This is a genomic window from Hyphomonas sp. UBA4494, assembly GCF_002388935.1.
In the GTDB taxonomy this organism is placed as follows: domain Bacteria; phylum Pseudomonadota; class Alphaproteobacteria; order Caulobacterales; family Hyphomonadaceae; genus Hyphomonas.
Genome location: NZ_DGNK01000017.1, coordinates 113,193 through 137,512 on the forward strand (window position 1 = coordinate 113,193; position 24,320 = coordinate 137,512).

At 56.5% G+C, this 24,320-nt stretch carries 23 protein-coding genes and 1 tRNA gene; 17 read left to right on the forward strand and 7 right to left on the reverse strand.

Annotation, left to right across the window (positions count from 1 at the left end; all coding sequences use genetic code 11):
• Positions 1 to 17 precede the first annotated feature (17 nt).
• The 6 genes from B2P82_RS06685 (at position 18) to B2P82_RS06710 (ending at position 7,558) form a co-directional block, all read left to right on the forward strand.
• Positions 18 to 989: a class I SAM-dependent methyltransferase gene (locus B2P82_RS06685; protein WP_290485047.1), complete on the forward strand. Its 972-nt coding sequence runs from the start codon at positions 18 to 20 to the stop codon at positions 987 to 989.
• Between the two features lie 32 nt (positions 990 to 1,021).
• Entirely contained in the window at positions 1,022 to 2,560 is a 1,539-nt protein-coding gene (locus B2P82_RS06690; RefSeq protein WP_290495958.1) for a glycosyltransferase, read from the forward strand.
• 21 nt (positions 2,561 to 2,581) lie between these two features.
• The gene (locus B2P82_RS06695; RefSeq protein WP_290495959.1) at positions 2,582 to 3,592 is read left to right on the forward strand and encodes a hypothetical protein; all 1,011 of its coding nucleotides are present in this window, start codon (positions 2,582 to 2,584) and stop codon (positions 3,590 to 3,592) included.
• Positions 3,593 to 3,607: 15 nt separating this feature from the next.
• Positions 3,608 to 5,116 (forward strand): MBOAT family O-acyltransferase, encoded by a 1,509-nt coding sequence (locus B2P82_RS06700; RefSeq protein WP_290495960.1) that lies wholly within the window; start codon positions 3,608 to 3,610, stop codon positions 5,114 to 5,116.
• A gap of 12 nt (positions 5,117 to 5,128) precedes the next feature.
• On the forward strand, positions 5,129 to 6,103 hold the full coding sequence (locus B2P82_RS06705; protein WP_290495962.1) for a hypothetical protein: 975 nt from the start codon (positions 5,129 to 5,131) through the stop codon (positions 6,101 to 6,103).
• A gap of 66 nt (positions 6,104 to 6,169) precedes the next feature.
• On the forward strand, positions 6,170 to 7,558 hold the full coding sequence (locus tag B2P82_RS06710) for a DUF2793 domain-containing protein (RefSeq protein ID WP_290495964.1): 1,389 nt from the start codon (positions 6,170 to 6,172) through the stop codon (positions 7,556 to 7,558).
• Here the strand turns inward: B2P82_RS06710 and B2P82_RS06715 are convergent.
• A complete protein-coding gene (locus B2P82_RS06715; RefSeq protein WP_198019709.1) occupies positions 7,555 to 8,604 on the reverse strand; it encodes a Gfo/Idh/MocA family protein in 1,050 nt (349 codons plus the stop codon). The genes B2P82_RS06710 and B2P82_RS06715 overlap by 4 nt on opposite strands.
• A 33-nt stretch (positions 8,605 to 8,637) precedes the next feature.
• A complete protein-coding gene (locus tag B2P82_RS06720) occupies positions 8,638 to 9,366 on the reverse strand; it encodes an inositol monophosphatase family protein (protein ID WP_290495966.1) in 729 nt (242 codons plus the stop codon).
• A gap of 153 nt (positions 9,367 to 9,519) precedes the next feature.
• On the opposite strand from B2P82_RS06720, the gene B2P82_RS06725 reads away from it, so the two are divergent.
• Genes B2P82_RS06725 through B2P82_RS06735 form a run of 3 tightly spaced genes read left to right on the forward strand, consistent with a single transcriptional unit; the run spans position 9,520 to position 12,004 of the window.
• Positions 9,520 to 10,302, forward strand: coding sequence for a 2-keto-4-pentenoate hydratase (locus tag B2P82_RS06725; protein ID WP_290482802.1), 783 nt, complete (start codon positions 9,520 to 9,522; stop codon positions 10,300 to 10,302).
• 35 nt (positions 10,303 to 10,337) lie between these two features.
• A complete protein-coding gene (locus B2P82_RS06730) occupies positions 10,338 to 11,297 on the forward strand; it encodes a phosphoglycerate dehydrogenase (protein ID WP_290495968.1) in 960 nt (319 codons plus the stop codon).
• 20 nt (positions 11,298 to 11,317) lie between these two features.
• Positions 11,318 to 12,004, forward strand: coding sequence for an acylneuraminate cytidylyltransferase family protein (locus B2P82_RS06735; RefSeq protein ID WP_290495969.1), 687 nt, complete (start codon positions 11,318 to 11,320; stop codon positions 12,002 to 12,004).
• 18 nt (positions 12,005 to 12,022) lie between these two features.
• On the opposite strand, the gene B2P82_RS06740 is transcribed toward B2P82_RS06735, so the two are convergent.
• Positions 12,023 to 13,102, reverse strand: coding sequence for a glycosyltransferase family 2 protein (locus B2P82_RS06740; RefSeq protein WP_290495971.1), 1,080 nt, complete (start codon positions 13,100 to 13,102; stop codon positions 12,023 to 12,025).
• 112 nt (positions 13,103 to 13,214) lie between these two features.
• On the opposite strand from B2P82_RS06740, the gene phhA reads away from it, so the two are divergent.
• Complete coding sequence (gene phhA / locus B2P82_RS06745; RefSeq protein WP_290495973.1) at positions 13,215 to 14,120, forward strand: phenylalanine 4-monooxygenase; 906 nt, start codon at positions 13,215 to 13,217, stop codon at positions 14,118 to 14,120.
• Here the strand turns inward: phhA and B2P82_RS06750 are convergent.
• The gene (locus B2P82_RS06750) at positions 14,117 to 14,788 is read right to left on the reverse strand and encodes a DNA-3-methyladenine glycosylase I (protein ID WP_290495975.1); all 672 of its coding nucleotides are present in this window, start codon (positions 14,786 to 14,788) and stop codon (positions 14,117 to 14,119) included. The two genes, phhA and B2P82_RS06750, sit on opposite strands and share 4 nt — an antisense overlap.
• Positions 14,789 to 14,877: 89 nt before the next feature.
• On the opposite strand from B2P82_RS06750, the gene B2P82_RS06755 reads away from it, so the two are divergent.
• Positions 14,878 to 15,834, forward strand: coding sequence for a UDP-glucuronic acid decarboxylase family protein (locus B2P82_RS06755; RefSeq protein WP_290495978.1), 957 nt, complete (start codon positions 14,878 to 14,880; stop codon positions 15,832 to 15,834).
• Between the two features lie 87 nt (positions 15,835 to 15,921).
• Here B2P82_RS06755 and B2P82_RS06760 read toward each other — a convergent pair.
• Positions 15,922 to 15,998: transfer RNA gene (locus B2P82_RS06760), tRNA-Ile, on the reverse strand.
• Positions 15,999 to 16,139: 141 nt separating this feature from the next.
• On the opposite strand from B2P82_RS06760, the gene galE reads away from it, so the two are divergent.
• Both galE and B2P82_RS06770 read left to right on the forward strand, forming a co-directional pair.
• Positions 16,140 to 17,201: a UDP-glucose 4-epimerase GalE gene (galE, locus tag B2P82_RS06765; protein WP_290495980.1), complete on the forward strand. Its 1,062-nt coding sequence runs from the start codon at positions 16,140 to 16,142 to the stop codon at positions 17,199 to 17,201.
• A 61-nt stretch (positions 17,202 to 17,262) separates the two neighbouring features.
• On the forward strand, positions 17,263 to 18,060 hold the full coding sequence (locus B2P82_RS06770; protein WP_290495982.1) for an SIMPL domain-containing protein: 798 nt from the start codon (positions 17,263 to 17,265) through the stop codon (positions 18,058 to 18,060).
• Positions 18,061 to 18,065: 5 nt separating this feature from the next.
• Here B2P82_RS06770 and B2P82_RS06775 read toward each other — a convergent pair whose 3' ends face one another.
• Both B2P82_RS06775 and B2P82_RS06780 read right to left on the reverse strand, forming a co-directional pair.
• On the reverse strand, positions 18,066 to 19,028 hold the full coding sequence (locus B2P82_RS06775) for a KpsF/GutQ family sugar-phosphate isomerase (RefSeq protein WP_290495984.1): 963 nt from the start codon (positions 19,026 to 19,028) through the stop codon (positions 18,066 to 18,068).
• Between the two features lie 93 nt (positions 19,029 to 19,121).
• Complete coding sequence (locus tag B2P82_RS06780) at positions 19,122 to 20,237, reverse strand: D-alanyl-D-alanine carboxypeptidase family protein (protein ID WP_242517370.1); 1,116 nt, start codon at positions 20,235 to 20,237, stop codon at positions 19,122 to 19,124.
• 225 nt (positions 20,238 to 20,462) lie between these two features.
• Between B2P82_RS06780 and B2P82_RS06785 the strand changes: the two genes are divergently transcribed.
• The 4 genes from B2P82_RS06785 (at position 20,463) to clpA (ending at position 24,263) form a co-directional block, all read left to right on the forward strand.
• Positions 20,463 to 20,891, forward strand: coding sequence for a phasin family protein (locus B2P82_RS06785; protein WP_206991117.1), 429 nt, complete (start codon positions 20,463 to 20,465; stop codon positions 20,889 to 20,891).
• 163 nt (positions 20,892 to 21,054) lie between these two features.
• The gene (locus tag B2P82_RS06790; RefSeq protein ID WP_290495986.1) at positions 21,055 to 21,447 is read left to right on the forward strand and encodes a DUF1499 domain-containing protein; all 393 of its coding nucleotides are present in this window, start codon (positions 21,055 to 21,057) and stop codon (positions 21,445 to 21,447) included.
• A gap of 71 nt (positions 21,448 to 21,518) precedes the next feature.
• Positions 21,519 to 21,917, forward strand: coding sequence for an ATP-dependent Clp protease adapter ClpS (gene clpS, locus B2P82_RS06795; RefSeq protein WP_206991115.1), 399 nt, complete (start codon positions 21,519 to 21,521; stop codon positions 21,915 to 21,917).
• 27 nt (positions 21,918 to 21,944) lie between these two features.
• Positions 21,945 to 24,263, forward strand: a complete 2,319-nt coding sequence (clpA, locus tag B2P82_RS06800) for an ATP-dependent Clp protease ATP-binding subunit ClpA (RefSeq protein ID WP_290495988.1) — start codon at positions 21,945 to 21,947, stop codon at positions 24,261 to 24,263.
• Positions 24,264 to 24,320: the final 57 nt, after the last annotated feature.

The following is a 24,320-nucleotide window of genomic DNA, read 5'->3' on the forward strand; positions in this document are numbered from 1 at the left end:
CCAAGTGGGGTAATCCAGTGACGGATGTACAAGACAACAAGGATGAACTTGAAGTGCTGCAGAAGGAAAATGCTGCATTGAAAAAGATAGTCCGCTCGTTGAAAGACAAGATCAACAAGGTCGGTGCCGATGACGAGAAGAGCCCGCTATGGCGCGCACTTGGGCATTTCTATTCTCCGGTCGCCAACATTGAAGACATCAAGGCCGACGAAGCGCGAATCTTCAATCGTGATCGGCGTACCCTGCCGGGCATCGGTCTGAACGAAGACAAGCAATTGGCCGTGCTTGAAGAGTTTGCGTCCTTCTATGACGATATTCCATTTGGCGACGAGCCTTCTGACAAGATGCGCTACGGCTTCCTGAATGGGGGCTACTCCTACTCCGATGCCATCTCGCTTTACAGCATGATGCGTCGCGTCAAACCCAAGCGCATCGTTGAGGTCGGGTCCGGGTATTCCTCGTGCTGTATGCTCGATACCAATGACGCGTTCTTCAATGGTGATATCGATATCCGTTTCGTTGAACCGTATCCGCAATTGTTGAAGTCGCTGGTGCGTCCGTCCGATCTCGAGACCCGTGAAATCATCGAAAAGCGGGTTCAGGATGTCGATATCGAAGTCTTCACCTCGCTGCAGGAAAACGACATTCTGTTTGTCGATTCGACGCACGTCTCTCGCGTGGGCAGTGATGTGAACCACATGTTCTTCGAGATACTCCCGCACATCAATGAGGGGGTGTACGTCCATTTCCACGACATCCACTATCCGTTCGAATATCCCGAGCATTGGGTGTATCAGGGCCGCTGGTGGACGGAGACCTATCTCCTTCGGGCGTTTCTCGAATTCAACAGCGACTTCGAAATCGTGTACACGAATACATTCATGCAGAGGTTCCACCGCGAGTTCTTCGAGGAGCGCATGCCATTGTGCCTGAAGAACCAGGGGGCCAGTATCTGGCTTCGGCGCAAGAAAAAGTCGGCTGAAGAGTAGGCTTGTCCGCACGTGCTTGTTCAGGGGCTGGCATGAAAATCCTTATTTGCAGCATCATGCCTCAAGGCGCCTATTCAGGTGGGCGCTACCATGCATGGATGATGGCACAGGCGTTTGCGGCGCTTGGTCATCAGGTCACGTTTTGGACGAACAATACGCCGATCTTCATTGACGACTTCGAAGATTTCGACTTCGGAGATCGGTTTGTGTTGCGACTGACGCGGGATTTTTCGGACACGCCCGATGGGCCATGGGATTTTGTCTGGATTATTCCGCACAAGCATCCGCCAGTGAAAGTGTTCCGGCGGGCGCTGGACATTTCCGTTGCAAACAAGGCGAAGCTCGGAATGCTGAGTTTCGAGACCCCGAACTGGATTGCGAAGACGGCAGAGCACGGCACAAACCAGAAGCCGTGGGACGCATGGAAGGCTATTGGGCCGCATTTGGATGTGGTTCTCGCGTCGACACTGGAAGGTGAGACGCATGCGGAAGAGTATTTTGCAGGTACAGGCGCCCGCTTTCACCACATCAACCCACCCATCAATGACCTGGCCGCTGCAGAAGCCAAATCCCTTGCGGTAAAGTCCGAGGATCGCCGATCTGTCATCTGTATCACGCGTTTTGGCGGCGCTTTCGGATACAAGGGTGGCATGGAATTGCTCGATCATGCCGGACCCGCCCTGTCGGGATGTCGGCTGACATTTATTGTCGGCACAGCGACGATGGATGAATCCGTTGCTTCTGCTTACCATACATGGGGCGAAGAGCACGATGTGGAGGTCCGCTTCCAGCATCGTGTGACTGATGTCGAGAAGTTCAAACTGCTATACGAAGCAGATTTGATGCTCTTTCTGTCGAGGTTCGAGGGGTTCGGGTATCCACCGGTCGAGGCGCTCTATTGTGGCGTGCCGTGTGTCGTGTACGATCTTCCTGTGTTGAGAGAGGTCAGCGGGGACAAGCTGATTTATGCGTCAATGGACGAGCCAGAAGAGCTTGCGCCCATTATCTCCGATGTGCTCGACAATCTGCCTGCACGTCAGTCCGAAATCCGGCAGCATGATTATTCCAGCTTGGGCTTTGATGCTTATGTCCGCCTGATAGACGATCTACTCGGACGCGAGGCCGAGTATGCACCCAAGGCGAACGTGACCTCCGAAGACGAGTTGCAGGCAACACGCAAAACGCTCGTCGCTATCGACCAAGCGACCAGGAAGCCAGTCGCGCGCAGCGGTACGCCGTCGCTGAAGCACAGGATCAAGCAGAACTTCGTCCGCTTGCTTGCTGGAACATTTCGCCGTGTGCCTGTCCTGAGGAAACTGTTCGGTCAGGCAATTTTGTCTCATCACAATCTTTCTCTTCTTCTGGAAGACCGGGCGATGGCGAAGCTGATGTTCGAGAACAGGAAAGCGCTTACGCTGGCCATTCGGCGTAACCCAGGATTCCTCAAGCATCTCATGCTCTCACCGCAAGCGCAGGAACTGCTACCGGAAGTGTTGGCCCGCCTTCGGGAGAAAGAGGCAATTTCCGTCTCTCAGATTGCTGCGGTAGTTCAAGAGACGAAGAATAGTTGAGTATGTTCACGGTATTGTTCAATGAGCGCTGATGGTGTGCCCAGCCACGACGACCGTCTGCAGGGTGCAGGGGATCGTGCCTTCAGGGTACTTGTCCTGTTCTTGACATTCGACCCCGAGAAAACCAAAGGCGTGCGTGCGGTTCTCGGAGATTTCTTCAAGGCGCGAGAAGGCATAGAGTTCACGGTTGTTGAGATCGACAATGCGAATGAACAACGCGAGTGGCAATCAGCATCGACTGAGGGCTGGCCATGCCGCGCCTTTGCGGTCGGCGGCGATAATACAGCTCATGAGTTTACCGGCTGGGATCGCGGCTGGCGCGAAGTTCGGGCGAGGCTGCCGGAAACGTTCGACGTCGTATTGATGGTCAATGATGCCCTGGCCAATTCGAAGCCGCTGGAGGCGCTGGAAGCGATCGACGCCGACATTATCCGCCAACTGCCAGCACAGAAAACCGTGTTGGGATGGGTAGATACATTCTCTCGAGTCAATCCGGATCCGCTCGATACGCTGGCCCAGCCAATGCGTATCGGCGGGCAGGCCTGTCGGAAATGGTTGTGCACGACCTTCTTCATGGTGCCCAGATCCGTATTCGAGAAGCTTTATCCTGTGACCAGTTTCTCGACGGCAAACGAAGTATTCACGCGCTATTGTCCTGAAAAGCCGTTTCGGGAGAGCGCTCCGCTTTCGCAGAACTATCAGGAGTTTCTCTACACGCACCAGACCAAGGTCTGGCGACGAGGAGACAAACGGGGCTATGTCCTGAGCGAAACAACCTTTCCGCTCTTCAAGAACAAGGTGCGCAACATACTCAATGAGCATGCATTGAGCATCAAGCTATGGAAACTGGGCGTGGGCCATGTGAACTTGGCCACATTCGACCGGCCGTCGCGTGGGCTGGGAATCAAGCATGATCAAGTCAAGGGATCGGCAGGAACGCGACTCAGAAAGTTGCGTCTGTTGTCATGGCGCCAATTCTTTCATGAAGTAATCCCGCCACTACTGAAGCGGCGCGGCTTGCGCTCGTCATAAAGGGCTCACTGCGCTATGCTGTTCAATTCTGTCCCGTTTCTCGCCTATTTTCTGCCGGTCGTGCTGGTTGTTGCTTTGCTGCTCGGACGTGCCGGACAGAAGGATGCCGTCAAGGTTTGGCTGCTGCTGTCTTCCGCGTTTTTCTACGGGTATTGGGAGTGGCGGTACCTGTTCCTGTTGTTTGGAACAATCATCGTCAATTATTTCGTGGGCAGGGCGTTTTCCGCGCATGATCGTCCGTCTGGACAGCGGCGCTTTTTGCTTATCTGCAGCGTGACGTTCAATCTCGGCCTGTTGTTTGTCTTCAAATATTTCAATTTCTTTATTAGTAATATCGAGTTCTTGTTCGGTTTCGATATCGCGGTGTTCAAGGTCATCCTGCCGCTGGGAATTTCGTTCTTCACATTCCAGCAAATCGCGTTCCTGGTAGATGCCTACAAACGCAAGCTCGATGAAGAATACAGCTTTGTAGACTATGCCCTGTTCATATCATTCTTTCCGCAGTTGATTGCGGGCCCGATCGTTCATCACAAGGATCTGGTGCCCCAGTTCAAGACCAGGCTGTTTGCACGCCCCACCGCCGCCATGTTCGCAAGCGGGCTCGCAATTATCATCATCGGCCTGTTCAAGAAGGCCGTCCTGGCAGATGGCATTTCACCTGCGGTGAACCAGCTGTTCGGTGAAGCTGCTGCGGGTGCGCAACTAACTTTGATCGAGGCCTGGTTGGCAACGCTTGGATTTGCCGGACAGATATATTTTGATTTTTCCGGCTATTCGGACATCGCCATTGGGCTTGCCTTGCTGGTAGGCTTGAAGATGCCTGAGAACTTTGCTGCCCCTTATCGCGCATCCAGTATTATCGATTTCTGGCGCCGGTGGCACATCACTCTGTCTGACTTCCTGCGCGACTATCTGTACATCCCTCTCGGCGGTAATCGCCGCGGCAATGTCCGGCGTTACATCAACCTGATGACAACCATGCTGCTTGGCGGTCTCTGGCATGGCGCGGCATGGACTTTCGTGATCTGGGGAGGGCTGCACGGAGCATATCTGACGGTGAACCATCTGTTCAACTCGGTGATCAAGGGGAGCGGGCTTGAGGCCGCCGTTGGAAGCCTGCCGGGCAGGGTGTTTGGCTGGGCTGTCACGTTCTTTGCGGTCTGTGTGGCATGGATCTATTTCCGCGCAGAAAACTTGGAAGCGGCAAACAATGTTCTGGCCGGTTTCCTCGGCATGAATGGATTCCATATGCCTCCTCATCTCAACGCGCTGCTGGGGCTCCCCGTGAAGTATGCGTCCTTGACCCCTGCCGGTTCGACCCTCTTCTCCGATCCGGCCCAATGGACCAGCCTGGTGCAGGCGTTCTGTTTCTCTCTGCTCGGACTTGCGGTTGCATTCGCGCAAACGAAGGAACGGGGCGGTCAGCGCGCACGCCTCGTGGGAGTTGCGCTGGTAATCGGCTTCGTCATTCAGGCGGTGTTCTTCGGAACAGCGTCTGAAGAATTCATCTACTTCCAGTTTTAGGGAGGCGCGTAAATGAAACCTATCCTGAGTGTTATTGCCGCCAGCCTTCTGGGACTTGTGCTGTATTTCGGCCTGTTCGGTGTGGTTATCGACAAGCCATTGTCGGTCGGGATTTTCGACCGCGTGTATTCACAGAAGAGAGCTTACGGCCAAGCGCTGGACAAGCCGAAAATTGTCCTCGCTGCCGGGAGTAGCGGATTTTACAGCGACCGCTGCGAGACGATTGCCGAGGAATCCGGAATACCATGTGTGAATCTGTCCATTGCGCTGGCATTGGGGCGCGAGACAATTCTTCAGCAAGTAAAGCAAGTTGCAGAACCTGGCGATATCGTTCTGCTGCCGTGGGAGTACCGGCTCTACTTCCTGAATGCCGAGGATATGCGGGCTCGCATTTCATATCCCTACATTGTGCGTCATGAGAAAAGCTTTTTGAAGGGGCTGGGTGTCAGGCGTTCATTGGACGCGCTATTCTATTTCGACCTCGATTATTTGTTCGCCGCCCTGCTGGAAACTGAGAACTATGTCGGTGGCAAACGCCATGGATTCGACAAGGAAGGACGTATGACTTTGCAGGGGGACTATCGCGGACACACTGCGGAGGTCGCTGCCAAATACCGCGAGAAAGTCGAAACGGCCGGATCTTCTGCAGCGGAAACGCGAAGGATTGCAGAGATGGTCGAACCTCCTGCCGGCTTGATGGAATTCATCGAGTGGGCCAACGCCAATGACATTACCGTATATGGTTTGCTCAGCCCTTCCGTTGAATCGGGCGAGCTGTCTCCGGAGGCGCTCGACAAGATGCGTGCTTGGTTTGGGATGGCAGAAAAGGGAGGCTTCCTGGAGTTCAAGGGCAACTTACAATATCCGTACACATGCTTTTTTGATTCCCGTGAGCATTTGCGGGAGGAGTGCCAGATTCAGCACAGTCGCGTGATCGGGAAAGGATTGGTTGAACAACTGCGGTCCAACTCCCAACCCGAGGACTAAACTCTGCCAATCCGACCGTAACCGCACGGAGCTATAGATGTCTGAAAAGCATCAAAGGAGCTCCACATGGACGAGTCTGCACGTCTTGGTCTGCCATACCTGATACCCAATCAGGCCCAGAAACATGTCACCGTAAACGAGGCGTTCCGCAAGCTGGACCAGATGGTTCAGCTGTGCGTGCAATCGAAAGCAATTTCGATCCAGCCCGAGGCGCCTTTGGACGGCGAGGCCTACATCATTCCTGCCAGCGCGACGGGCGAGAACTGGTCCGGCTATGCCGTGAATACAATCGCCACATTCCAGGATGGTGCATGGGCCGTATTCCCGGCACTGGCGGGTATGCGGGCTTACATTCTGGATGAAGCGATGATGCGCGTTTTCAATGGCGCTGACTGGGTGGTTATGGCGGACGCCGCGCCATCGGAAGAGAGCCCGGTATTCGGGATCAACACGATAGCCGACCTTTCCAATCGCCTATCTGTGAAATCTGACTCTGTCCTGTTGCAGCATGATGACGTCACACCCGGTAACGGGGATTGTCGCTTAAACGTCAACAAGAGTGCTCCGGCCGCGACTGCTTCTCTTCTCATGCAGTCGGGCGCATCAGGGCGCGTGGAGATTGGTCTGACTGGTGATGACGATTTCCACATAAAGGTCAGCAATGATGGAAGCGTGTGGCGGGATGCAATTTCGGTCGACAAGGATACCGGCTTCGTCGGTATCGGGACGGATGCGCCAGCGACACCTTTCCATGTCAATGCGGGCTTGGCGAATGTTGCCTTCAAGCTCGAGGGAACCGATCCGACCATTGTGTTTCAGATGCAGGATGACACCACCACTTCAACTGGCAATGGTCCGATCCTGTTCGCACGCACTGGCGACAACACGCAGTTCTACACGGCGGGCTCTGCGCGCATGACCATCGATGCGGATGGCCAGGTCGGGATAGGGACATCAAATCCCTCTGCGCGGTTGAATGTTCTTGCCGGCGGCATCGTTGCCGGGTCGCCAACCGGCGGTGACAAGGGCGCCGGCACGATCAACGCCGAGGCTCTATATGATGATAACGCATTGTTGAGCTGTTATGTGCTGGATCAGGCGATCGACGGACGTGTGGATATCGACAAGTGGGATGCGCGCACGCCAGACCGGCATGTTCCCCCGGCAGCGACAATTGCCCGCCATCACGAGCCAGCGCGCCGGTTTGTGGCGCGTATCGGCGGTTCACATGACCCGCTCACACTGGACGGTTATGCCCGGCACTGGAAAGACAAACGCCATCTGACCTCGATGCCGAACGAGGCAACCTATGATCCCGTCAACGGACCGCTCACAATGGGTGAGTGGATTCAGAGACTGGTGGAAACCGCCGAAATCCACGCCGTACTGATCGACACCCTCCATCAGATGCTGAAAGCGGCAGAAAAGACGCCGAAGCCGGAGCGTCCGGGCTAGGTCAGTTCCTTGACGGTCATGTTGAGTTGGTCGGCGAGGTTTGGTGCCTGATGCAGATCATGTTCGTAAATCATGTCTATCAGGGACATGACTTCAAGGGCTTGATCAGAGGACCCGAATTTAACCGGGGCACCGTTCTGGACGCTGTCAAAGAAGAGCTCGATCTCCCGTGCCCATGACTGGTCGATGTGGAAGGTCAGGCGTTCTTCGTCTTCCCATGTTGCCGCTGGCGCCGTTGTGCGGTTCTGAGCGATGGTAAGGATCTCGTCGCCATAGGTCCCTGACGACGTCTTCAAACCGTTCAGCACCATATAGCCGCGCTCCATGAAGACTTCGAGCGAGAACAGGTGTCTCCATTGCGTCATGGTGGAGTGGACCGACGCAGTGACGCCCGTTTGTGTGTTGCGCATGATCGCAAAGACATTGTCTTCGATGCCGGGGGTTTTCCAGTACATGTTGGAGACCATGGCGTGAACTTCGTCGAACGGCTTGCCGGTCAGGTAGAGCAGGAGGTCGAGCATGTGGATGCCCTGATCCAGCAGAATGCCGCCGCCAGCCAGTTCCTTCTTGGCCCGCCATGTGTTCAGATAGTCACCATCCACACTTTTTCCGTAGCGGCTACGCATCCAGAGAATGGAGCCGAACTTGCGGGAGTCCACGATGCTCTTCATCTTGTCGATTGCACCGTGCTGACGGTGATTGAAACCGTACATCAGTACTTTGCCGCTGGCGCGTTCGACTTCCTGAATATCGCGCACATCCTGAGCGCTGAAAGCGGGGGGCTTTTCGCAGAAGACGTGCTTGCCAGCCTTCAGTGCCATGATCGTTTTTGGCTTGTTGAAATAGTTGGGCAGGCAAAGAAAGACAATGTCGATGTCCGGGTCTTCGATGATCTCGTCAATGGAATTGGCGACCGGGTATTTGCAGTCATCGGGGATGTTGACGTCGAAGACGGATTTGATCTGGGCGAAGCCGTGCGTTTCGATCGCATCGGCACGAATTTGTCCCATTTTGCCGAATCCGCAAATTCCAACATTCATTGACATTTCTTCACTCCTAAAACTCTACGCTGGGCGTCGCTAACGGCCATTGGCCGAGACTTCCAGCGGTGACCATATATCGTCGTTTGCGACGGTGAAATTTCCGCCAGAGGCCCGCACCAATGCGAGGCCGCCGGCGACATCCCACCACCTGATTCCTGTTTCTTTGTATCCGTCCAGTTTCCCCTGAGCGACCCATGAGAGGGACAGGGCGGCCGAGCCAATCATCCGCACCTTGCCCCAGGCGTTCAGTACCTCGGCATTCTTTGCCGTGGCTTCGGCATTGGAGCGTGTGGCGGCGGGGATACCTGTTGAGAGGGACGACGGGCCGCCAAGGGCCGCGCGGTCAATGCGTTCGCCGTTGCGATACAGCCCGGCTGTCTCATTCGTGTGGACAAGTTCGTCCCGGACAAAATCATATACCGCGCCCGCTAGCGGCGTCATTCCATGACAAAGCGCAATGGAAACAGCGCACAAGGGGATTCCGCGCATGAAATTGTAGCTTCCATCCAAGGGATCGATTACCCAATAGGGGTCATCCGGGCTCGCTGGCTCTCGGAGCCATCCACCCTCTTCAGACATGACGCCCCACGGACTATCGGAAAGCAGTCCGGCGGCCACCATTTCTTCTGATTGGCGATCTTCGGCAAGTTTCACATCTCGCGCCAGCGCGGTGTCTATTGCGGCATCTGCGAATCGTGAGCGGAGGAAGTCGCCGCTTGCCTTGGCGCTCGCCAGCAAGAGTTCGTAATTGATCACGATGGACATAGCTGGATTATCTACTCGCGTATCAATTCGGTACGGAATTCGAAGCCGTGAGGTGTTCCCTGACCTGAGGGGCTTTTGATAGGGTAGTTGCTCCCCTAGAACAAGGCGTAATGCAGGAGCAAACGGCATGACTCATTCAGGCATTCTGATTTCATGAAACACTTCGAAAATCTTTCCGACGCACTGGTTTCAGCAGCCCGAACGGGCGCCATCTGCTCCCTCCCAACAGACCAGTTGCCCGCCGATTACGAGTCCGCCGAAGGCGTGCAGGACTCTTATCTGAGGGCGTTGGGATTGAAAGGCGGCCATTGGAAGCTGGGCGCAAGCAATCAGGGGTCGCGCGACGGTCTTGGGCTGGCACGGCCTTTCTCGGGACTGATCCCCTCGACGAACATGATCTCGTCGGGTGACACTCGGCCCATGACCGACTTCAGGCAGCCGGGCGCGGAATGTGAACTGGCGGTCGTCCTGGGGGCTGACCTGCCGCTGAAGCCCGGTGGATATACGCGCGCTGAGGTGCTGGATGCGGTTGCGCGGACCATTGCCGCGATCGAGGTTCCCGAAACCCGCTTCTCTGCGCTGGCAATTCATGGCGGCCTGGCGCTGGTCGCGGACAATGGTGCAGCAGGTTATGCGGTTGCCGGAGAGGGCGTAGAGGGCGCCGATAGTCTCGATGATCTTGATCGCATGGGCCGGCTGATTGTGGACGGTGTCGTGAAGGAGGAGGGTGATGTCAGGCAGCTGGTTGCGTTGCCGTCTGAATTGCTCACCGATCATGTGAATCGCATGGCAGCGAGAGGATGGGAACATCGGCGCGGCGACGTAATCCTGCTTGGGGCGCTGGCCCCGCGTGTGGGCCTTGATGGGCCTGCCAGAATTGTGGCAAGTGTCGACGGTCTTGGGGAGGCCGAGTTGCATTTCGCAGCCGGTTCGTAAGCGGGATACGCATCTCGGGACAGGAGAAAATTTCAATGAACAACACTGCCTCCGTCGCCGTGCTATCGCGTTCCTTTTCCGCGCATGAAAAGCTGGCCGCTGAACTCAATCGCCGCTACAGCGACGTCACTTTGAACGACACCGGGCGCACCTTGGCGGGTGATGAACTCGTCGCCTTTCTGCAGGGCAAGTCCCACGTCGTAGTCGCGCTCGAGAAGATCACCGATGACATCCTTGCGCGGCTGCCTGATTTGAAAGTCATCGGCAAATATGGCGTAGGCCTGAACAATGTGGACCTGCATGCGTGTGAAGCCCGCGGAGTCCACGTTGGCTGGACAGGCGGCGTGAATCGCCGGTCTGTCGCGGAGCTTGTGATTGCACTCAGTATCGCCAGCCTGCGCCATGTGGTGAGGTCACATATGGAAATCGTGGGTGGTGAATTTCGTCAGATCAAGGGTCGTCAGTTGCAAGGCCGCAAAGTGGGCCTGCTGGGGTGCGGACATGTTGGTAAGGAAGTGGCGCGGCTCATGCTGGCGCTTGGCTGCGAAGTCCAGGCGCATGATATTCGCGACCTGTCGGAATTCTGTGAGGAAACTGGCGTGAAAAGCGTTTCACTGGATGAACTGGTCGAGACCAGTGAAGTCCTTTCGCTGCACGTGCCGTTCACACCTGCCACGTCGATGATTATCAATGCCGATCGCCTGGCTCGCATGCGGACTGATGCGGTACTGATCAATACGGCGCGTGGCGGATTGGTGGACGAGGCAGCGCTGAAGCGTGCGTTGCACAATGAGAACATCGCAGCGGCTGCGTTTGATGTGTTCGATCCTGAACCCCCGACGAACATGGACCTGCTGCGACTGCCGAACTTCATCGCTACAGGCCATATTGGCGGTAGCGCTGAAGAAGCCATTTTCATGATGGGCATGGCTGCGATTGAAGGGCTGGAAAACGCCCAACCTGCATTGAGCCATATTCCAGACTATTTGCGCTAAACCGAAAGGCTTGTTGCCGCATGACCAATATCGCGATGATCCCCGCCCGCATGGGCAGCCAGCGTCTGCAAAAGAAGAACCTGGCGCCGTTGAAAGGCGTTCCGTTGATCGTGCACGCGATCCGGAAATGCCGCGAGGCGGGTGTCTTTGACCGCGTCATCGTGAATTCCGAACATCCGGACTTCGGGCCAATTTCGCAAGCCGAGGGTGTTGAGTTCCATCAGCGCCCGGAGGAGCTTGGATCCAACAACGCAACGAGTGAAGACTTCGTGACAGAGTTCCTGAAGGCCAATCCCTGTGATCGCGTGTTCCAGGTACACTCGATTGCGCCATTGCTGACAACCGCTGAGGTGCGCGACTTTGTAAGTGCAATGATTGAAACCGATGTCGACGTGCTGCTCAGCGTGGTCGATGATCAGCTGGAATGCCTGTACCATGATGAACCTGTGAACTTCACGTTTTCCGAGAAGACGAACTCGCAGGATCTCGATCCTGTTCGGAAGGTTTCCTGGTCAATCACAGGGTGGCGCTCTGCGACATTCCTCGCCGCAAAAGAGTCCGGCGGCTGCGCGACATATGCGGGCCGACGAGGCGTGTTTCCCGTCAACAAGATGGCAGGGCATGTCATCAAGACTGAGGAAGATTTGCGGATTGCAGAAGCTTTGTATGATTTCGTCCATCAAGGCGGTTCGGTTGAGGGTGACTGACGGAGTCTGTCGCCTGTCCTAGTGTGCTTCTCGGGCGATCAGGGGTTGATCCGCGTCAGAAGGCAGGGGCCGGACATGAGGCAGTCTCTGGTTCATGCGGAGTGGATTCCACGTCATCGTGCGGAGAAGATCCATCATCGAACGCTTTCTCTTCCGAACACGCCAGCGTGGGTTTGACAGGATCGCCGGTAGATCTCGCACGCCGTGCCAGGTTCCACGTAGTGTGGGTTTGAAACATCCGATCATGGCACTCCGGAAAATGAGATACACCGACAGAACGAGATGAACCGGAGCAGTTAGGACCAGCAAAGGAGTCGGCATATTCTTCGCATAGGTCCAGATGCGGTTGCGTGTTCCGTGATAGGATGAAAAGGCGCTGTGGCGACCAGAAATGGCACTGCCCGCATGGTGCACAACCGCATCCTTGAGGAAGACGCACGGCTCCCCTTCAAGCTGCAGGCGGAAGCCGATGTCGACATCTTCGCAATAACAGAAAAAGCGTTCGTCAAAGCCGCCGATACGCAGGAAAAGTTCCCGGTCATACATTGCCGCAGCGCCGCATGGACTGAAGCAGAGGCCCGTATCGGGTAGCTTGGAAGCCGGATGGCCGAAGCCACCCCGCCAAGGAATGCCGAAGATCAAATACGCATCGCCCGCGCCGTCCAGCATATCCGGGTCGTCGAGGCAGTATTGGGTCGAGGCGAACACACGGCAGCCCGCATAGCGCCGGGAGGCGGCTTGAAGCTTCTCCAGCCAGTTGGCGGACGCTGTGGCGTCCGGATTGAGCAATACGAGCCATTGCCCGCGCGCCAGATTTGCCGCCTGGTTGTTGGCCACCGCAAAACCGACATTGTCCGAATTCTTTATGAGCCTGGCTTGTGCGATACCAGAGAGATCCAACGTATCTGGCGATCCGTCGGTCGATGCATTGTCGATGACAATCAGCTCAAAGTCCTGAAGCGTCTGGGTCTTCAGCGAATCGACGGCGGCCTGCAAATACGCGCCCCCATTATAGTTCACAATGATCACAGAGAAGCTGATCGCTGAAGACTTGAAGGGCTTGGGCGCGGCGCTTGCGGGGGAAACTGATTCTGTCATACCGATTACAATTGTACGCCCCACTTCATTCCCGAAACCTTACTGGCATGTTCCCTTAACGCCGTCGACCCGAGTGCTGAAAGCCGCTCAAGAGAGGGATATATAGTTTCATATGGAACTATATATTGATTTGCTGTACAGTCCTACCATGACAACTTCACCTGCCAAGAATCGCTACCATGACGCTCCGCGCGCCGCTGATTTCACGATCGATCAGGCGTGGGATACCTACAGCGCGGCAGAGCACGACCGCTGGGATCGGTTGTTCCTGCGTCAGCGAGAGATTGCAAAAGGCCGGGCCTCGGAAGTGGCCCTGAAAGCAATGGCAGAGCTTGAACTGTCCGCGTCGGGTATTCCGAACATGGCTGAACTGTCGGACAAGCTGGAAAAGATCACGGGATGGCGCGTTGTGCCTGTGGCGGAATTGGTGCCGGATGAGATTTTCTTTGACCATCTCGCCAATCGCCGGTTTCCGGCCGGGGCCTTTATCCGACCCGAGGCGGAGTTCGACTACCTCCAGGAGCCGGATATTTTTCACGATATTTTCGGTCATGTGCCGATGCTGGCTGACCCAGTATTCGCTGATTTCATGGAAGCCTATGGCAAAGGCGGACAGCGGGCCATGCAACTCGGCCAGTTGCACAATCTTGCGCGGCTCTACTGGTACACGGTCGAGTTCGGCCTGATCCGCGAAGCCGGCGGTCTGCGCATCTTTGGCGCCGGTATTCTCTCAAGCCCCAACGAGACCGTGTTTGCGCTTGAGGATGACAGCCCCAACCGGGTCGCCTTCGATCTGCAGCGTATCATGCGCACCAAATACATCATCGACGACTTCCAGCAGACCTATTTCGTGATCGACAGCTTCGATGCCTTGCTCGACGCCTGCTACCAGGATTTCGGCGGCGTCTATGATGAGGTGAAAAACAAGCCCGACATAGAGGCTCATGAAACCGTGCCAGGCGATGCGCTGATCCATCGTGGATCGCTCGACTATTTTCGCCAGAAGGCGCAGGTTTAGCCGACGCTGAGCGCCAGAATGCGGCTGATCTGGGCATAAGGCAGGCCGCTCTCGGCATGCCAGTGATTGAAGGCTGCCTGCACTTTCTTCATCGCGGATTTGGATTTGGCCTCTGGCTTATCCAGCACCTCCTCCTGTACCAGGGCGCGGCAGACATCCCCAGACGTGATCCAGGCATCCCAGCCCGAGAAGCGCAGGAAGTACTGCCCCGTCGCTCCGCCAAGGCGTGAGCCCTTTTCGTTCAGGTAGCCGAGAAGTCCGGCCTGGTCGTCAGCGGGCCAGGCCGAGAGGAACGCGCCGAAGCTGCCATGCGCTTTGGCGGTGTCCGCCACGAATTTCGCATTCTCAAGCGTCGCCTTGATCTTCTGGCCATTGCGCACGATGCGCGTGTCCGACACGAGCTGCCCCAGCATCTCGTCGCCAAAGAAGGCGAGCCTGTTTGGATCGAAGCCCTCGAAGGCCAGTTCAAACCCGTCCCATTTCGCATCAATGACTTTCCAGTTGAAGCCGGCATTGAACACGCAGCGCGTCATCGTGGCCAGATACCGGTCGTCGGGTATTTTCTTCAGGGATTTTGCCTGATGGGCATTCTGCGACATCTCCAGAACAGCGGCGCGATCTCCATGATGCTGCGCGGCGAAATCCACGATGCGGTCAAAAGGGTTCATCTGTCAGGCCTCCCATGAGCAGTCTGCCACAAGGCCCGGAAATGTCTAAGAGTCTTGACCCCATAGGGAAAAGCAGGGATCGCTGGGGGATGCATTATGTCCCCCGAATTCTCGTCACCGGCGGTGCCGGCTTTATCGGCTCCTTCCTGTGCGAGCGCCTGCTGCATACCGGGGCTGAAGTGCTCTGCGTGGACAACTTCTTCACCGGTCGGCGCACCAACGTCGCGCATCTGCTCGACAACCCCCGTTTCGAAGTGATGCGCCATGACGTGACCGTGCCGCTCTTTGTCGAAGTGGACCAGATCTACAATATGGCCTGCCCGGCGAGTCCGGTGCATTACCAGTTCGATCCGGTTCAGACGACCAAGACCAGCGTGCATGGCGCGATCAACATGCTGGGCCTGGCCAAACGGACGCGGGCCAGAATTCTTCAAGCCTCGACGTCCGAAGTGTATGGCGATCCGGAGATCCACCCCCAGACGGAAGACTATTGGGGCAATGTGAACCCGCTGGGGCCGCGTGCCTGTTATGACGAAGGCAAACGCTGTGCGGAGACGCTGTTCTTCGATTATTATCGACAGCACAAGGTCCAGATCAAAGTCGCGCGTATCTTCAACACGTATGGACCGCGCATGCATCCGAATGACGGGCGTGTGGTGTCCAACTTCATCGTTCAGGCGCTGAAGGGTGAAGACATCACGCTTTACGGCGATGGCGAACAGACCCGCAGCTTCTGCTATGTTTCGGACCTTGTGGAAGGCCTGATCCGGCTGATGAATACGAGCGACGACGTGACCGGTCCGATCAATCTCGGCAATCCGGGCGAGTTCACGATCCGCCAACTTGCCGAGAAAATCATCGAGATGACCGGTGCGCGATCCAAGCTGGTGCACAAACCATTACCGCAAGATGACCCCCGTCAGCGCCAGCCGGACATTACCCGTGCGCGCGATACGCTCGACTGGGAACCGACGATTGCGCTGGAGGAAGGCTTGAAGCCGACGATTGCGTATTTTGACGAAGAAGTCCGGGCGATGCTGGGCTGATCCCGCATTCGCGGGCGCTTTGGGAATTTCCAGCTTCAATCTGCTCCGCCGAAGCAGGTTGTGCGCAAAGGCGCTCTCACAGGAAAATGGTGGGCCCGGCAGGATTTGAACCCGCGACCAAACCGTTATGAGCGGTCCGCTCTAACCAACTGAGCTACAGGCCCCAGCGGCCCGTTTTAGCGTGCTTCTTTGGCAAGGCAATGTGCTGTCTGCCACGCTCTTGCGAATTACGTGCGTAAATGTGGCAGATCGTTTGCATGATCATTGGACACGACCTACACGATGGAGTTGGGGACAAGTCAGGGATGTCAAAATTCATGCAAGGCAACTCAAAGCGGATTCTCGTGCCGGGGGGGGCTGGATATATCGGCTCGCACACATGTGTCGAGTTGCTGAACCGGGGATATACGCCAGTAATTGTAGACAATTTCGTCAATTCCAGCATGGCCGCCATCGATCGGATTTGTCAGATTACAGGCGCAAATGATGTGCCGGTCATCGAGGCGGACATTCGCGACACCGACGCCATGATATGTGCTCTGCGCGAGCACGAATGCGAGGCCGTGATTCACTTCGCCGGCCTGAAGGCCGTTGGCGAATCGACCGTCAACCCGCTCGATTACTACAGCAATAATGTTCAGGGCTCACTCAGCCTGCTCGACGCCATGAAACAGGCGGGTGTGGGACATATCGTGTTTTCGTCGTCTGCTACTGTCTACGGCACACCGGTTTCGCTGCCCTATACTGAAGACCATCCGCTGGCGCCCACCAATCCCTATGGCATGACTAAATATGCGGTTGAGCTGATGCTGAATGACCTTGTCGCATCGGGCGCAGGTATCAATGCGGGCATCCTGCGCTACTTCAACCCGATTGGTGCGCATCCAACCGGTCTGATCGGCGAGGATCCGAACGGGGTGCCGAACAATCTGATGCCGTTCGTTGCCCAGGTGGCGGTGGGGCGTCGCCCCCATCTCAACGTGTTCGGCAATGATTACGATACGCCGGACGGCACGGGTGTGCGCGACTATATCCACGTCGTCGACCTCGCCGAAGCGCACATCGTTGCGCTTGAGAAACTGCTGGAAAGTCCGGACAGTTTCACAGTCAATCTCGGGTCTGGGAACGGCTATTCGGTCCTGGATGTGGTGAAAGCGTTTGAACAGGCAAGCGGTCGGGAGATCCCGCTCAATTTCGCCGAACGCCGTGCTGGCGATTTACCTGCCTATTGGGCTGATCCCTCCTATGCGATGGAACTTCTTGGCTGGAAGACTCGTTTGACGTTGGAAGACATGTGCCGAGATCAATGGGCCTGGCAAAGCGGCAATCCGGAAGGGTATCCGCAACGCGAAGTCGGAGCCGCCTGACGCGAGTTTGACACAATGCGCTGGTAGCCATCGGTCTCGATCAATAAACCGAGGAGACAACATGCGCACTTTCCGGAATCTGTTCATCGCATCCAGCGCCATCGCCCTGGCAGGAACCCTGTCTGCCTGTGCGCAGATGCCGTCCCAATCGGTTCCAACCGGGACGAGCCAGATGACCTACCACCCCAATTCGATCCAGCCCGAAACCACGTTGGATATTTCCGCCACCGCCAATGTGAAGCGCGCGCCGGACATTGCCTACATCACGGCCGGTGTAAACGAGGAAGCCAAGACCGCAGTTGCTGCAATGGCGGCGCAGGCTGAGGCGATGACCAGCATGATGAACGCGCTGAAGTCCGCAGGCGTCGCCGACAAGGACATGCAGACGTCGAATATTTCTCTCAATCCGGTCTACGACTATGTCGAGGAAACCGATGCCAATGGGCGTCGCAACGGCAAACAGGTTCTGCGCGGCTATTCGGCATCAAACCAGCTAACCGTCAAAGTGACCAATCTGGATGGTTTGGGTGAAACGCTTGATAGCCTCGTTGCCGCAGGCGGTAACACGTTCTCGGGCCTGAATTTCGCTCTAGAAGATGCCAGTGATGCCCGTGACGAAGCGCGGCGCAAGGCCGTTGCGGACGCAACTGCGCGCGCTGAGCTCTATGCTGAAGCTGTCGGCATGCGGGTGTCGCGCATCGTCAACGTCTCCGAAAGTGGGGGGTATGAACCTTCGCCTGCGCCGATGGGCAGGATGATGGCGATGAGCGAGTCTTCCGATATGGCATCCACGCCGATTTCAGGCGGTGAAATTGGTTATTCCGCGCAAGTGAATATCCGGTTCGAACTGACCAAGTAGACTGATCAGACATAGCCTTCGGCGAGAAGGTCCTTCATGTCGACAATTCCGACCGGGCGTCCATCTTCCACAACGAATGCGTTGGAGATGCGATGCTCGGTCAATCTCTTGATGACTGCGGACATGCGCTCGTCCAGTGAAATCGTGCGGGGCGATGGCGTCATGATCGCGGCGGCATTTCCGGTCAGCTTGCCTGCCAGCATGGCACGTCGCAAGTCGCCGTCGGTGACCATTCCCACAATCACGCCAGTCGCATCCAGTACGGCTACGCATCCCTTGCGGCCTTCCGAGATGGCCAGAATGACGTCTTCGACAGCCGCGGTTTCGCTGACCGATGGTATATCGTCTGTGCGACCCGCCACATAGTCGCCGGCAGTCTGGAGGGAGCGGCCAAGTTTCCCCCCTGGATGACGGAACCCGAACTCTTCCCGTGAAAAGCCTCGTCGCGCCATCAGGACTATGGTCAACGCATCACCAAGTGCGAGCGCCATGGTCGTTGAGGATGTTGGCGCGAGCCCGTTGGGGCAGGCTTCCGCAACGGTTGGCAGCGTCAGCAATACATCCGACCCCCGACCAAGCGTCGACTCTGCCGCGCGTGACATGCCGATCAGGGGTACCGAATTGGTGCGGCAATAGCGGATCAGATCGACCAGTTCGCGGCTCTCGCCCGAATAGGATATCGCGATCACGACTGAGCCTGGAACGATCATTCCCAGGTCACCATGACTGGCTTCGGTCGGATGGAGGAAGAATGAGGGCGTGCCTGTCGATGCGAGACTGGCCGCGATCTTCTGGCCGATATGTCCCGACTTGCCCACGCCAGCCACAATGATGTGCCGATCCGTGGCCATGATGAGGTCAGCGGCCTTTTCGATGGCCGTGTCCAGACCGGCTTCCAGTTGCTCAAGGGCTTCGCGTTCAATGCGAATTACATTGCGCGCAATATCGATGTCGCTTTCACGGGTCACGTTTGTTCGCTCCTGATGGCTGGAAAGCCTTCTGGGTCAGCCCGCCTGGGCTTGCAAGGGCTGCGTTTCAGATTGGAACCGTGAACTCAGGCGTTACTTCGCGATCTGCATCTGGCGCGCTTCGTATTCCGATACGCTCATGATGTGGGTCTTGGGCTGCACAAACGGCTCAACCGGAGTTTCCATCTTAGTGTGTTCGACAATTTCTGGCGTTGGCGCTGGAGCAGGTGCCGTTTCAGCCACGACCAGTTTGTCGTCATCTGCGTCACCGCCACCTTCCGCAATGATCACACTGATGCGTTTTCCATTCAGCATTGGTTCTGCAGCATCGTTCGGGTGTACGGGCTGCAGGACGCCGGCAAAGGCGAGCTGTGTGTCATGCGCAGGATCGGTGAGCGTCGTAAATGCAGCTTCAACAAGATCCTCGACATGCGCGTTGCGAGACCGGGACGTGTTCCCGCCCAGCATGATCGCAATAATGCGGCTGCCATCGCGCTTGGCAGACGTCATCAGGTTGAATCCGGAGGCGCGGGTATAGCCAGTCTTGATGCCGTCGACGCCGTCTACTTTGCCGAGCAACTCATTATGGTTCTTGTAGGTACGTCCAGCCCACTGGAAGCTGCTGGACGAGAAGTAATGATAATAGTCAGCATGATCGGTGAGCATCGCATCGGCCAGGATGGCAAGGTCACGCGCGGTCGTCAGCTGCTGTGTGTTGGGCAGGCCCGACGCGTTCATGAAGCGGGTATGGTTCATTCCGAGCGATTTGGCCTTCACAGTCATCAATTGGGCAAAGCGGCTTTCGGTGCGCCCGAGACGCTCAGCCACAACCACAGCGACATCATTGGCTGATTTGCTGACCAGCGCGCCAATTGCGTCGCGAACTGTCATGGTCGAGCCGGTGCGGAGCTTGAGGTTTGAAGGGGGTTGGCTCGCCGCGTGGCGCGAGACAACGAGCCGCTCATCCAGGGTGACCTCGCCGGTCTTCAGCGCGTCAAACAGCATGTAGAGGGTCATGACCTTGGTGAGGGAGGCCGGGTAACGCGCTTCATCGGCATTGCGGGCATGAAGCACTTCATGAGTATCCGCATCGATCACGATGGAGGCGTACTTTTCGGCGTGAGCAGATTGGGCAAACAGGCCTGCCGCCATCAGCGCCACCGCTATAGTGAGTGCTTTCAGGACAGGTGGTAGTGCGAGCCGCATCATGTTCTCTCCAAAAATGAGTTAACCCCGGCACCCGAGGATTAAACTAGAGTCCGTCAAATCGGTTGACCACATCTTAACGCAGGCCCCAGCCTCACAAATCTGTAATCAGGTTTCAAGCCTTGCAATTTTCATGCGAATTTAAAAATGCTGCGCCGCACAATAATTGTTGCAATTGCTCATATTTTACGCTACGTCAGGGTATCCAGCGTGAAAAGGATCCTCCCCATGGCGACAACAAAAAAGACCACTCCCAAGTCTTCTCCGAAAGCCAAAGCGGAAGCGCGTGTGGCAGATTCGGCAACAAAAATGATTGATGAAGGCATGGAACAAATGACAGGTCTCGCAGGCAAGTTCGGTGGTTATGCAGAAGGCGGCATGAAAGCCCTTGCAGAACAAGCAGCATCTTCTTCGGAAATGATGCGCACGATTGGCGCCCGCAACATGGACTTCTTTGCTCGCACGCTCGAACAGGGTGTCGAAGCCACGCAGTCGCTGACCGGCGCAAAGGATCCACGCGAAGCGATGGAAATACAGTCCGGCTTCGCCAAGAACCTTCTCTCGGCTTACACGTCCGAAGTCAGCGCACAGGCTGAACTCTGCATGTCTGCTTGGCGCGACGCGACGAAGCCGTTCATGGCTTTCGCACCCAAGTAAGCGCTTTCTTGTTTCCCGGCCAGGCTAGCGGGCTGGGGCGTAGAGTGGCGTAGATAATTTGAGCCGGGCCTGTTTGGCCCGGTTCTTTTTTTGCCCGGACTTTGTTCAATGTCAGATGCAGAATGCGCTGGCGAATCCGTTGCGCTTGCTCCTACAGTTGTGCATGAGCGATTTTCTCGATTTCCAAACCCTTCAGCGGCCCAAGTCGCCGAACACGTATCTGGTTGCACCGGCGGGATTTGCTGACCAGGCTAGCCCGGACGAAGAAGGCCCGATTTTCTTCTGCAGCACAGACAGCCTGTTCAGCCAGGTCGAGGCCCTTGTGGCCTTGCGCAAGGACTGGAGGCTGAAGGCGCTCGACGCCCAGGCGGGTCGCATCAGCTTCATCGCGGTATCGAAACTGTTCAAATTCAAGGATGATGTGGATATTGCCATCCTGCCTTCAGACGGGAAATCCACGCTCGCAGTCTATTCTGCATCCCGCGTGGGCTATAGCGATATGGGCGCGAATGCGAAGCGCGTGAATGACCTCCTCGCCAGTCTCCAGGTGACCTGAATTCAGGCAGATTGTGCTTTTGCCGCGTATCCGCTCTTCAAAGTCGGGCAAGAACGTATATCTTGGTAACTATGAGCGGTGACCTGAACCATTCCAGCACGGATCCAATACGGCTAAATCGGCCCGGACCCGGCGACCCACCAGGGGGCGGGCAGGCTGGCGATGATGATGGGACCAATTTCGGTCTGTCCACGCAAACGCGCGTACGGACCAAGAAGCCGTCGCTCTACCGTGTGCTTCTGTTGAATGACGATTACACGCCGATGGAGTTTGTCGTCTACGTCCTGGAACATTTCTTCAATCGTTCCCGGGAACAGGCCACGCGCATCATGCTTCATGTCCACCAAAAGGGCGTGGGGTTGTGCGGTGTCTATACTTACGAAGTGGCCGAAACAAAGGTCGCGCAGGTATTGGACCTTGCCAAACGCCATGAACATCCTCTCCAATGTGTCATGGAGAAAGACGACTAGAAACACTCACTCCGGAAGGCCAGTCACTTGCCACGTTTGTCCCCCTCCCTAGAGACCGCACTCGAAAAGGCCCTGACGTTCGCATCAGAGCGTGATCATGAATACGCCACACTGGAACATTTGCTTCTGGCGCTGACGGAAGATGAGCATGCCCGCGAAGTGATGGGCGCCTGCAAGGTCAACATTGACGCCCTCAGCGCCGACCTCAGCCGATACATTGATGAAGAGCTTTCCAGCCTGACAGTGGATGAAGGCGAAGGCCGCGTTCAGCCGACCGCTGCGTTCCAGCGTGTTGTCCAACGCGCCATCCTTCACGTTGAGAGCTCGGGCCGCGACGAAGTTACCGGCGCGAATGTGCTGGTCTCGATCTTCTCTGAACGTGAAAGTCACGCTGCCTACTTCCTGCAAGAGCAGGACATGACCCGTTATGATGCGGTGAATTTCATCTCGCATGGCGTTGCCAAACAACCAGGCATGTCGCGCCCATCCAGTCCACGCGGTGCGGAGGCCTCGGAAGAAGAGCCGGTCAAGCAAGGTCATGAGGCGCTCGACGCTTACTGTGTGAACCTGAATGACAAGGCGCGCTCCGGCAAGATCGATCCGCTGATCGGCCGGGACATGGAAGTGAACCGCTGCATTGAAGTGCTCTGCCGTCGCAGCAAGAACAATCCGATCCTCGTCGGCGATCCCGGTGTGGGCAAGACGGCGATCGCCGAAGGCCTGGCCAAGAAGATTGTCGATGGTGAAGCCCCTGAGATCCTGGATGAGGCTGTCATCTGGTCGCTCGACATGGGCGCCCTGTTGGCCGGTACGCGCTATCGCGGTGATTTCGAGGAACGCCTCAAATCCGTGATGAAGGAATTGGAGCAGCAGGAAAAAGCTATCCTGTTCATTGATGAGATCCACACCATTATCGGCGCTGGGGCGACCTCCGGCGGCGCGATGGATGCGTCAAATCTGCTGAAGCCTGCGCTTCAGTCCGGTGGCCTGCGTTGCATGGGGTCGACAACCTTCAAGGAATACAAGCAGCATTTCGAAAAGGACCGGGCCCTGTCGCGCCGGTTCCGCAAGATCGATGTGGTTGAGCCAACTGTTCCGGATACGATCAAGATTCTCACGGGTCTTAAGTCCCGCTTCGAGGATTTCCACGGCCTGCGCTACACGAATGATGCCATCAAATCGGCAGTTGAACTCGCAGATCGCTACATCACCGACCGCAAATTGCCGGACAAGGCGATTGATGTGATCGACGAGGCTGGCGCCGCACAGTGGTTGTTGCCTGCGTCGAAACGCAAGAAGACGGTGGGGCAGAAGGATATCGAGGCTGTCGTGGCCAAGATCGCCCGCATCCCCCCCAAACAGGTTTCGACCGACGATGCAGCCGCGCTCAAATCACTGGAGACCGATTTGCAGCGGGTCGTGTTTGGCCAGAACGATGCCATCACGGCGCTTTCGGCAGCCATCAAACTCGCGCGTGCCGGCCTGCGTGAACCGAACAAGCCAATTGGCTCATACCTGTTCACCGGTCCAACCGGCGTCGGCAAGACCGAAGTTGCCAAACAACTCGCCTCCATCATGGGCGTCGAGATGCTGCGCTTCGACATGTCGGAATATATGGAGCGTCACACCGTTTCTCGTCTCATCGGCGCGCCTCCGGGCTATGTCGGCTATGATGAGGGCGGCCTGCTGACCGATGGCGTGGACCAGCATCCGCACTGCGTGCTGCTGCTCGACGAAATCGAGAAGGCGCATCCGGACCTGTTCAACATCCTGCTTCAGGTCATGGACAATGGCACACTGACGGACGCCAATGGACGCAAGGTAGACTTCCGGAATGTCATCCTGATCATGACAACGAATGCTGGGGCGTCCGATGCGTCCAAGAATTCGATCGGCTTTGGCCGCGGCAAGAAGGACGACGAGCAGGAAGAGGCGCTCAAGCGTCTGTTCACGCCGGAATTCCGTAACCGTCTTGATGCGACGATCACTTTCGGCGGCCTGACGCCAGAGATCATTGATCGTGTGGTCGAGAAGTTCATTCTTCAGCTCGAAGTCCAGCTGGAAGATCGCAACGTCTCTATCGAGATCACCAAGCCTGCACGCGACTGGCTCGCCAAGCGCGGCTTCGACGCCGACATGGGCGCCCGGCCGCTGGCGCGGACGATCCAGGAACACGTCAAGAAGCCGATGGCGGAAGAACTCCTGTTCGGCTCGCTCCAGAAGGGCGGCGTGGTCAAGATCGACATCGACAAGAAGGACGAGGAAAAGCTCGCCTTCAAATATGTTGCCGAGAAGCCGAAGAAGAAGCCTGTCGCTAAGAAAGGCTCTGCTGAAGAGCCAGCCTAGAATACTGGCAGAATGATTTCAGAAATGCCCGCAACGTCCTGTTGCGGGCATTTCTTT

What these genes read in the sequence shown, in the direction of transcription:
- B2P82_RS06705 (WP_290495962.1), top strand. Translation starts at nt 5,129, where the DNA reads ATGAAACCTATCCTGAGTGTTATTGCCGCCAGCCTTCTGGGACTTGTG.
- B2P82_RS06740 (WP_290495971.1), bottom strand. Translation starts at nt 13,102, where the DNA reads ATGACAGAATCAGTTTCCCCCGCAAGCGCCGCGCCCAAGCCCTTCAAG.
- B2P82_RS06715 (WP_198019709.1), bottom strand. Translation starts at nt 8,604, where the DNA reads ATGTCAATGAATGTTGGAATTTGCGGATTCGGCAAAATGGGACAAATT.
- galE (WP_290495980.1), top strand. Translation starts at nt 16,140, where the DNA reads ATGTCAAAATTCATGCAAGGCAACTCAAAGCGGATTCTCGTGCCGGGG.
- clpS (WP_206991115.1), top strand. Translation starts at nt 21,519, where the DNA reads ATGAGCGGTGACCTGAACCATTCCAGCACGGATCCAATACGGCTAAAT.
- B2P82_RS06790 (WP_290495986.1), top strand. Translation starts at nt 21,055, where the DNA reads ATGAGCGATTTTCTCGATTTCCAAACCCTTCAGCGGCCCAAGTCGCCG.
- phhA (WP_290495973.1), top strand. Translation starts at nt 13,215, where the DNA reads ATGGAACTATATATTGATTTGCTGTACAGTCCTACCATGACAACTTCA.
- B2P82_RS06700 (WP_290495960.1), top strand. Translation starts at nt 3,608, where the DNA reads ATGCTGTTCAATTCTGTCCCGTTTCTCGCCTATTTTCTGCCGGTCGTG.
- B2P82_RS06725 (WP_290482802.1), top strand. Translation starts at nt 9,520, where the DNA reads ATGAAACACTTCGAAAATCTTTCCGACGCACTGGTTTCAGCAGCCCGA.
- B2P82_RS06735 (WP_290495969.1), top strand. Translation starts at nt 11,318, where the DNA reads ATGACCAATATCGCGATGATCCCCGCCCGCATGGGCAGCCAGCGTCTG.
- B2P82_RS06780 (WP_242517370.1), bottom strand. Translation starts at nt 20,237, where the DNA reads ATGATGCGGCTCGCACTACCACCTGTCCTGAAAGCACTCACTATAGCG.
- B2P82_RS06755 (WP_290495978.1), top strand. Translation starts at nt 14,878, where the DNA reads ATGCATTATGTCCCCCGAATTCTCGTCACCGGCGGTGCCGGCTTTATC.
- B2P82_RS06730 (WP_290495968.1), top strand. Translation starts at nt 10,338, where the DNA reads ATGAACAACACTGCCTCCGTCGCCGTGCTATCGCGTTCCTTTTCCGCG.
- B2P82_RS06785 (WP_206991117.1), top strand. Translation starts at nt 20,463, where the DNA reads ATGGCGACAACAAAAAAGACCACTCCCAAGTCTTCTCCGAAAGCCAAA.
- B2P82_RS06690 (WP_290495958.1), top strand. Translation starts at nt 1,022, where the DNA reads ATGAAAATCCTTATTTGCAGCATCATGCCTCAAGGCGCCTATTCAGGT.
- B2P82_RS06770 (WP_290495982.1), top strand. Translation starts at nt 17,263, where the DNA reads ATGCGCACTTTCCGGAATCTGTTCATCGCATCCAGCGCCATCGCCCTG.
- B2P82_RS06750 (WP_290495975.1), bottom strand. Translation starts at nt 14,788, where the DNA reads ATGAACCCTTTTGACCGCATCGTGGATTTCGCCGCGCAGCATCATGGA.
- B2P82_RS06695 (WP_290495959.1), top strand. Translation starts at nt 2,582, where the DNA reads ATGAGCGCTGATGGTGTGCCCAGCCACGACGACCGTCTGCAGGGTGCA.
- B2P82_RS06710 (WP_290495964.1), top strand. Translation starts at nt 6,170, where the DNA reads ATGGACGAGTCTGCACGTCTTGGTCTGCCATACCTGATACCCAATCAG.
- B2P82_RS06720 (WP_290495966.1), bottom strand. Translation starts at nt 9,366, where the DNA reads ATGTCCATCGTGATCAATTACGAACTCTTGCTGGCGAGCGCCAAGGCA.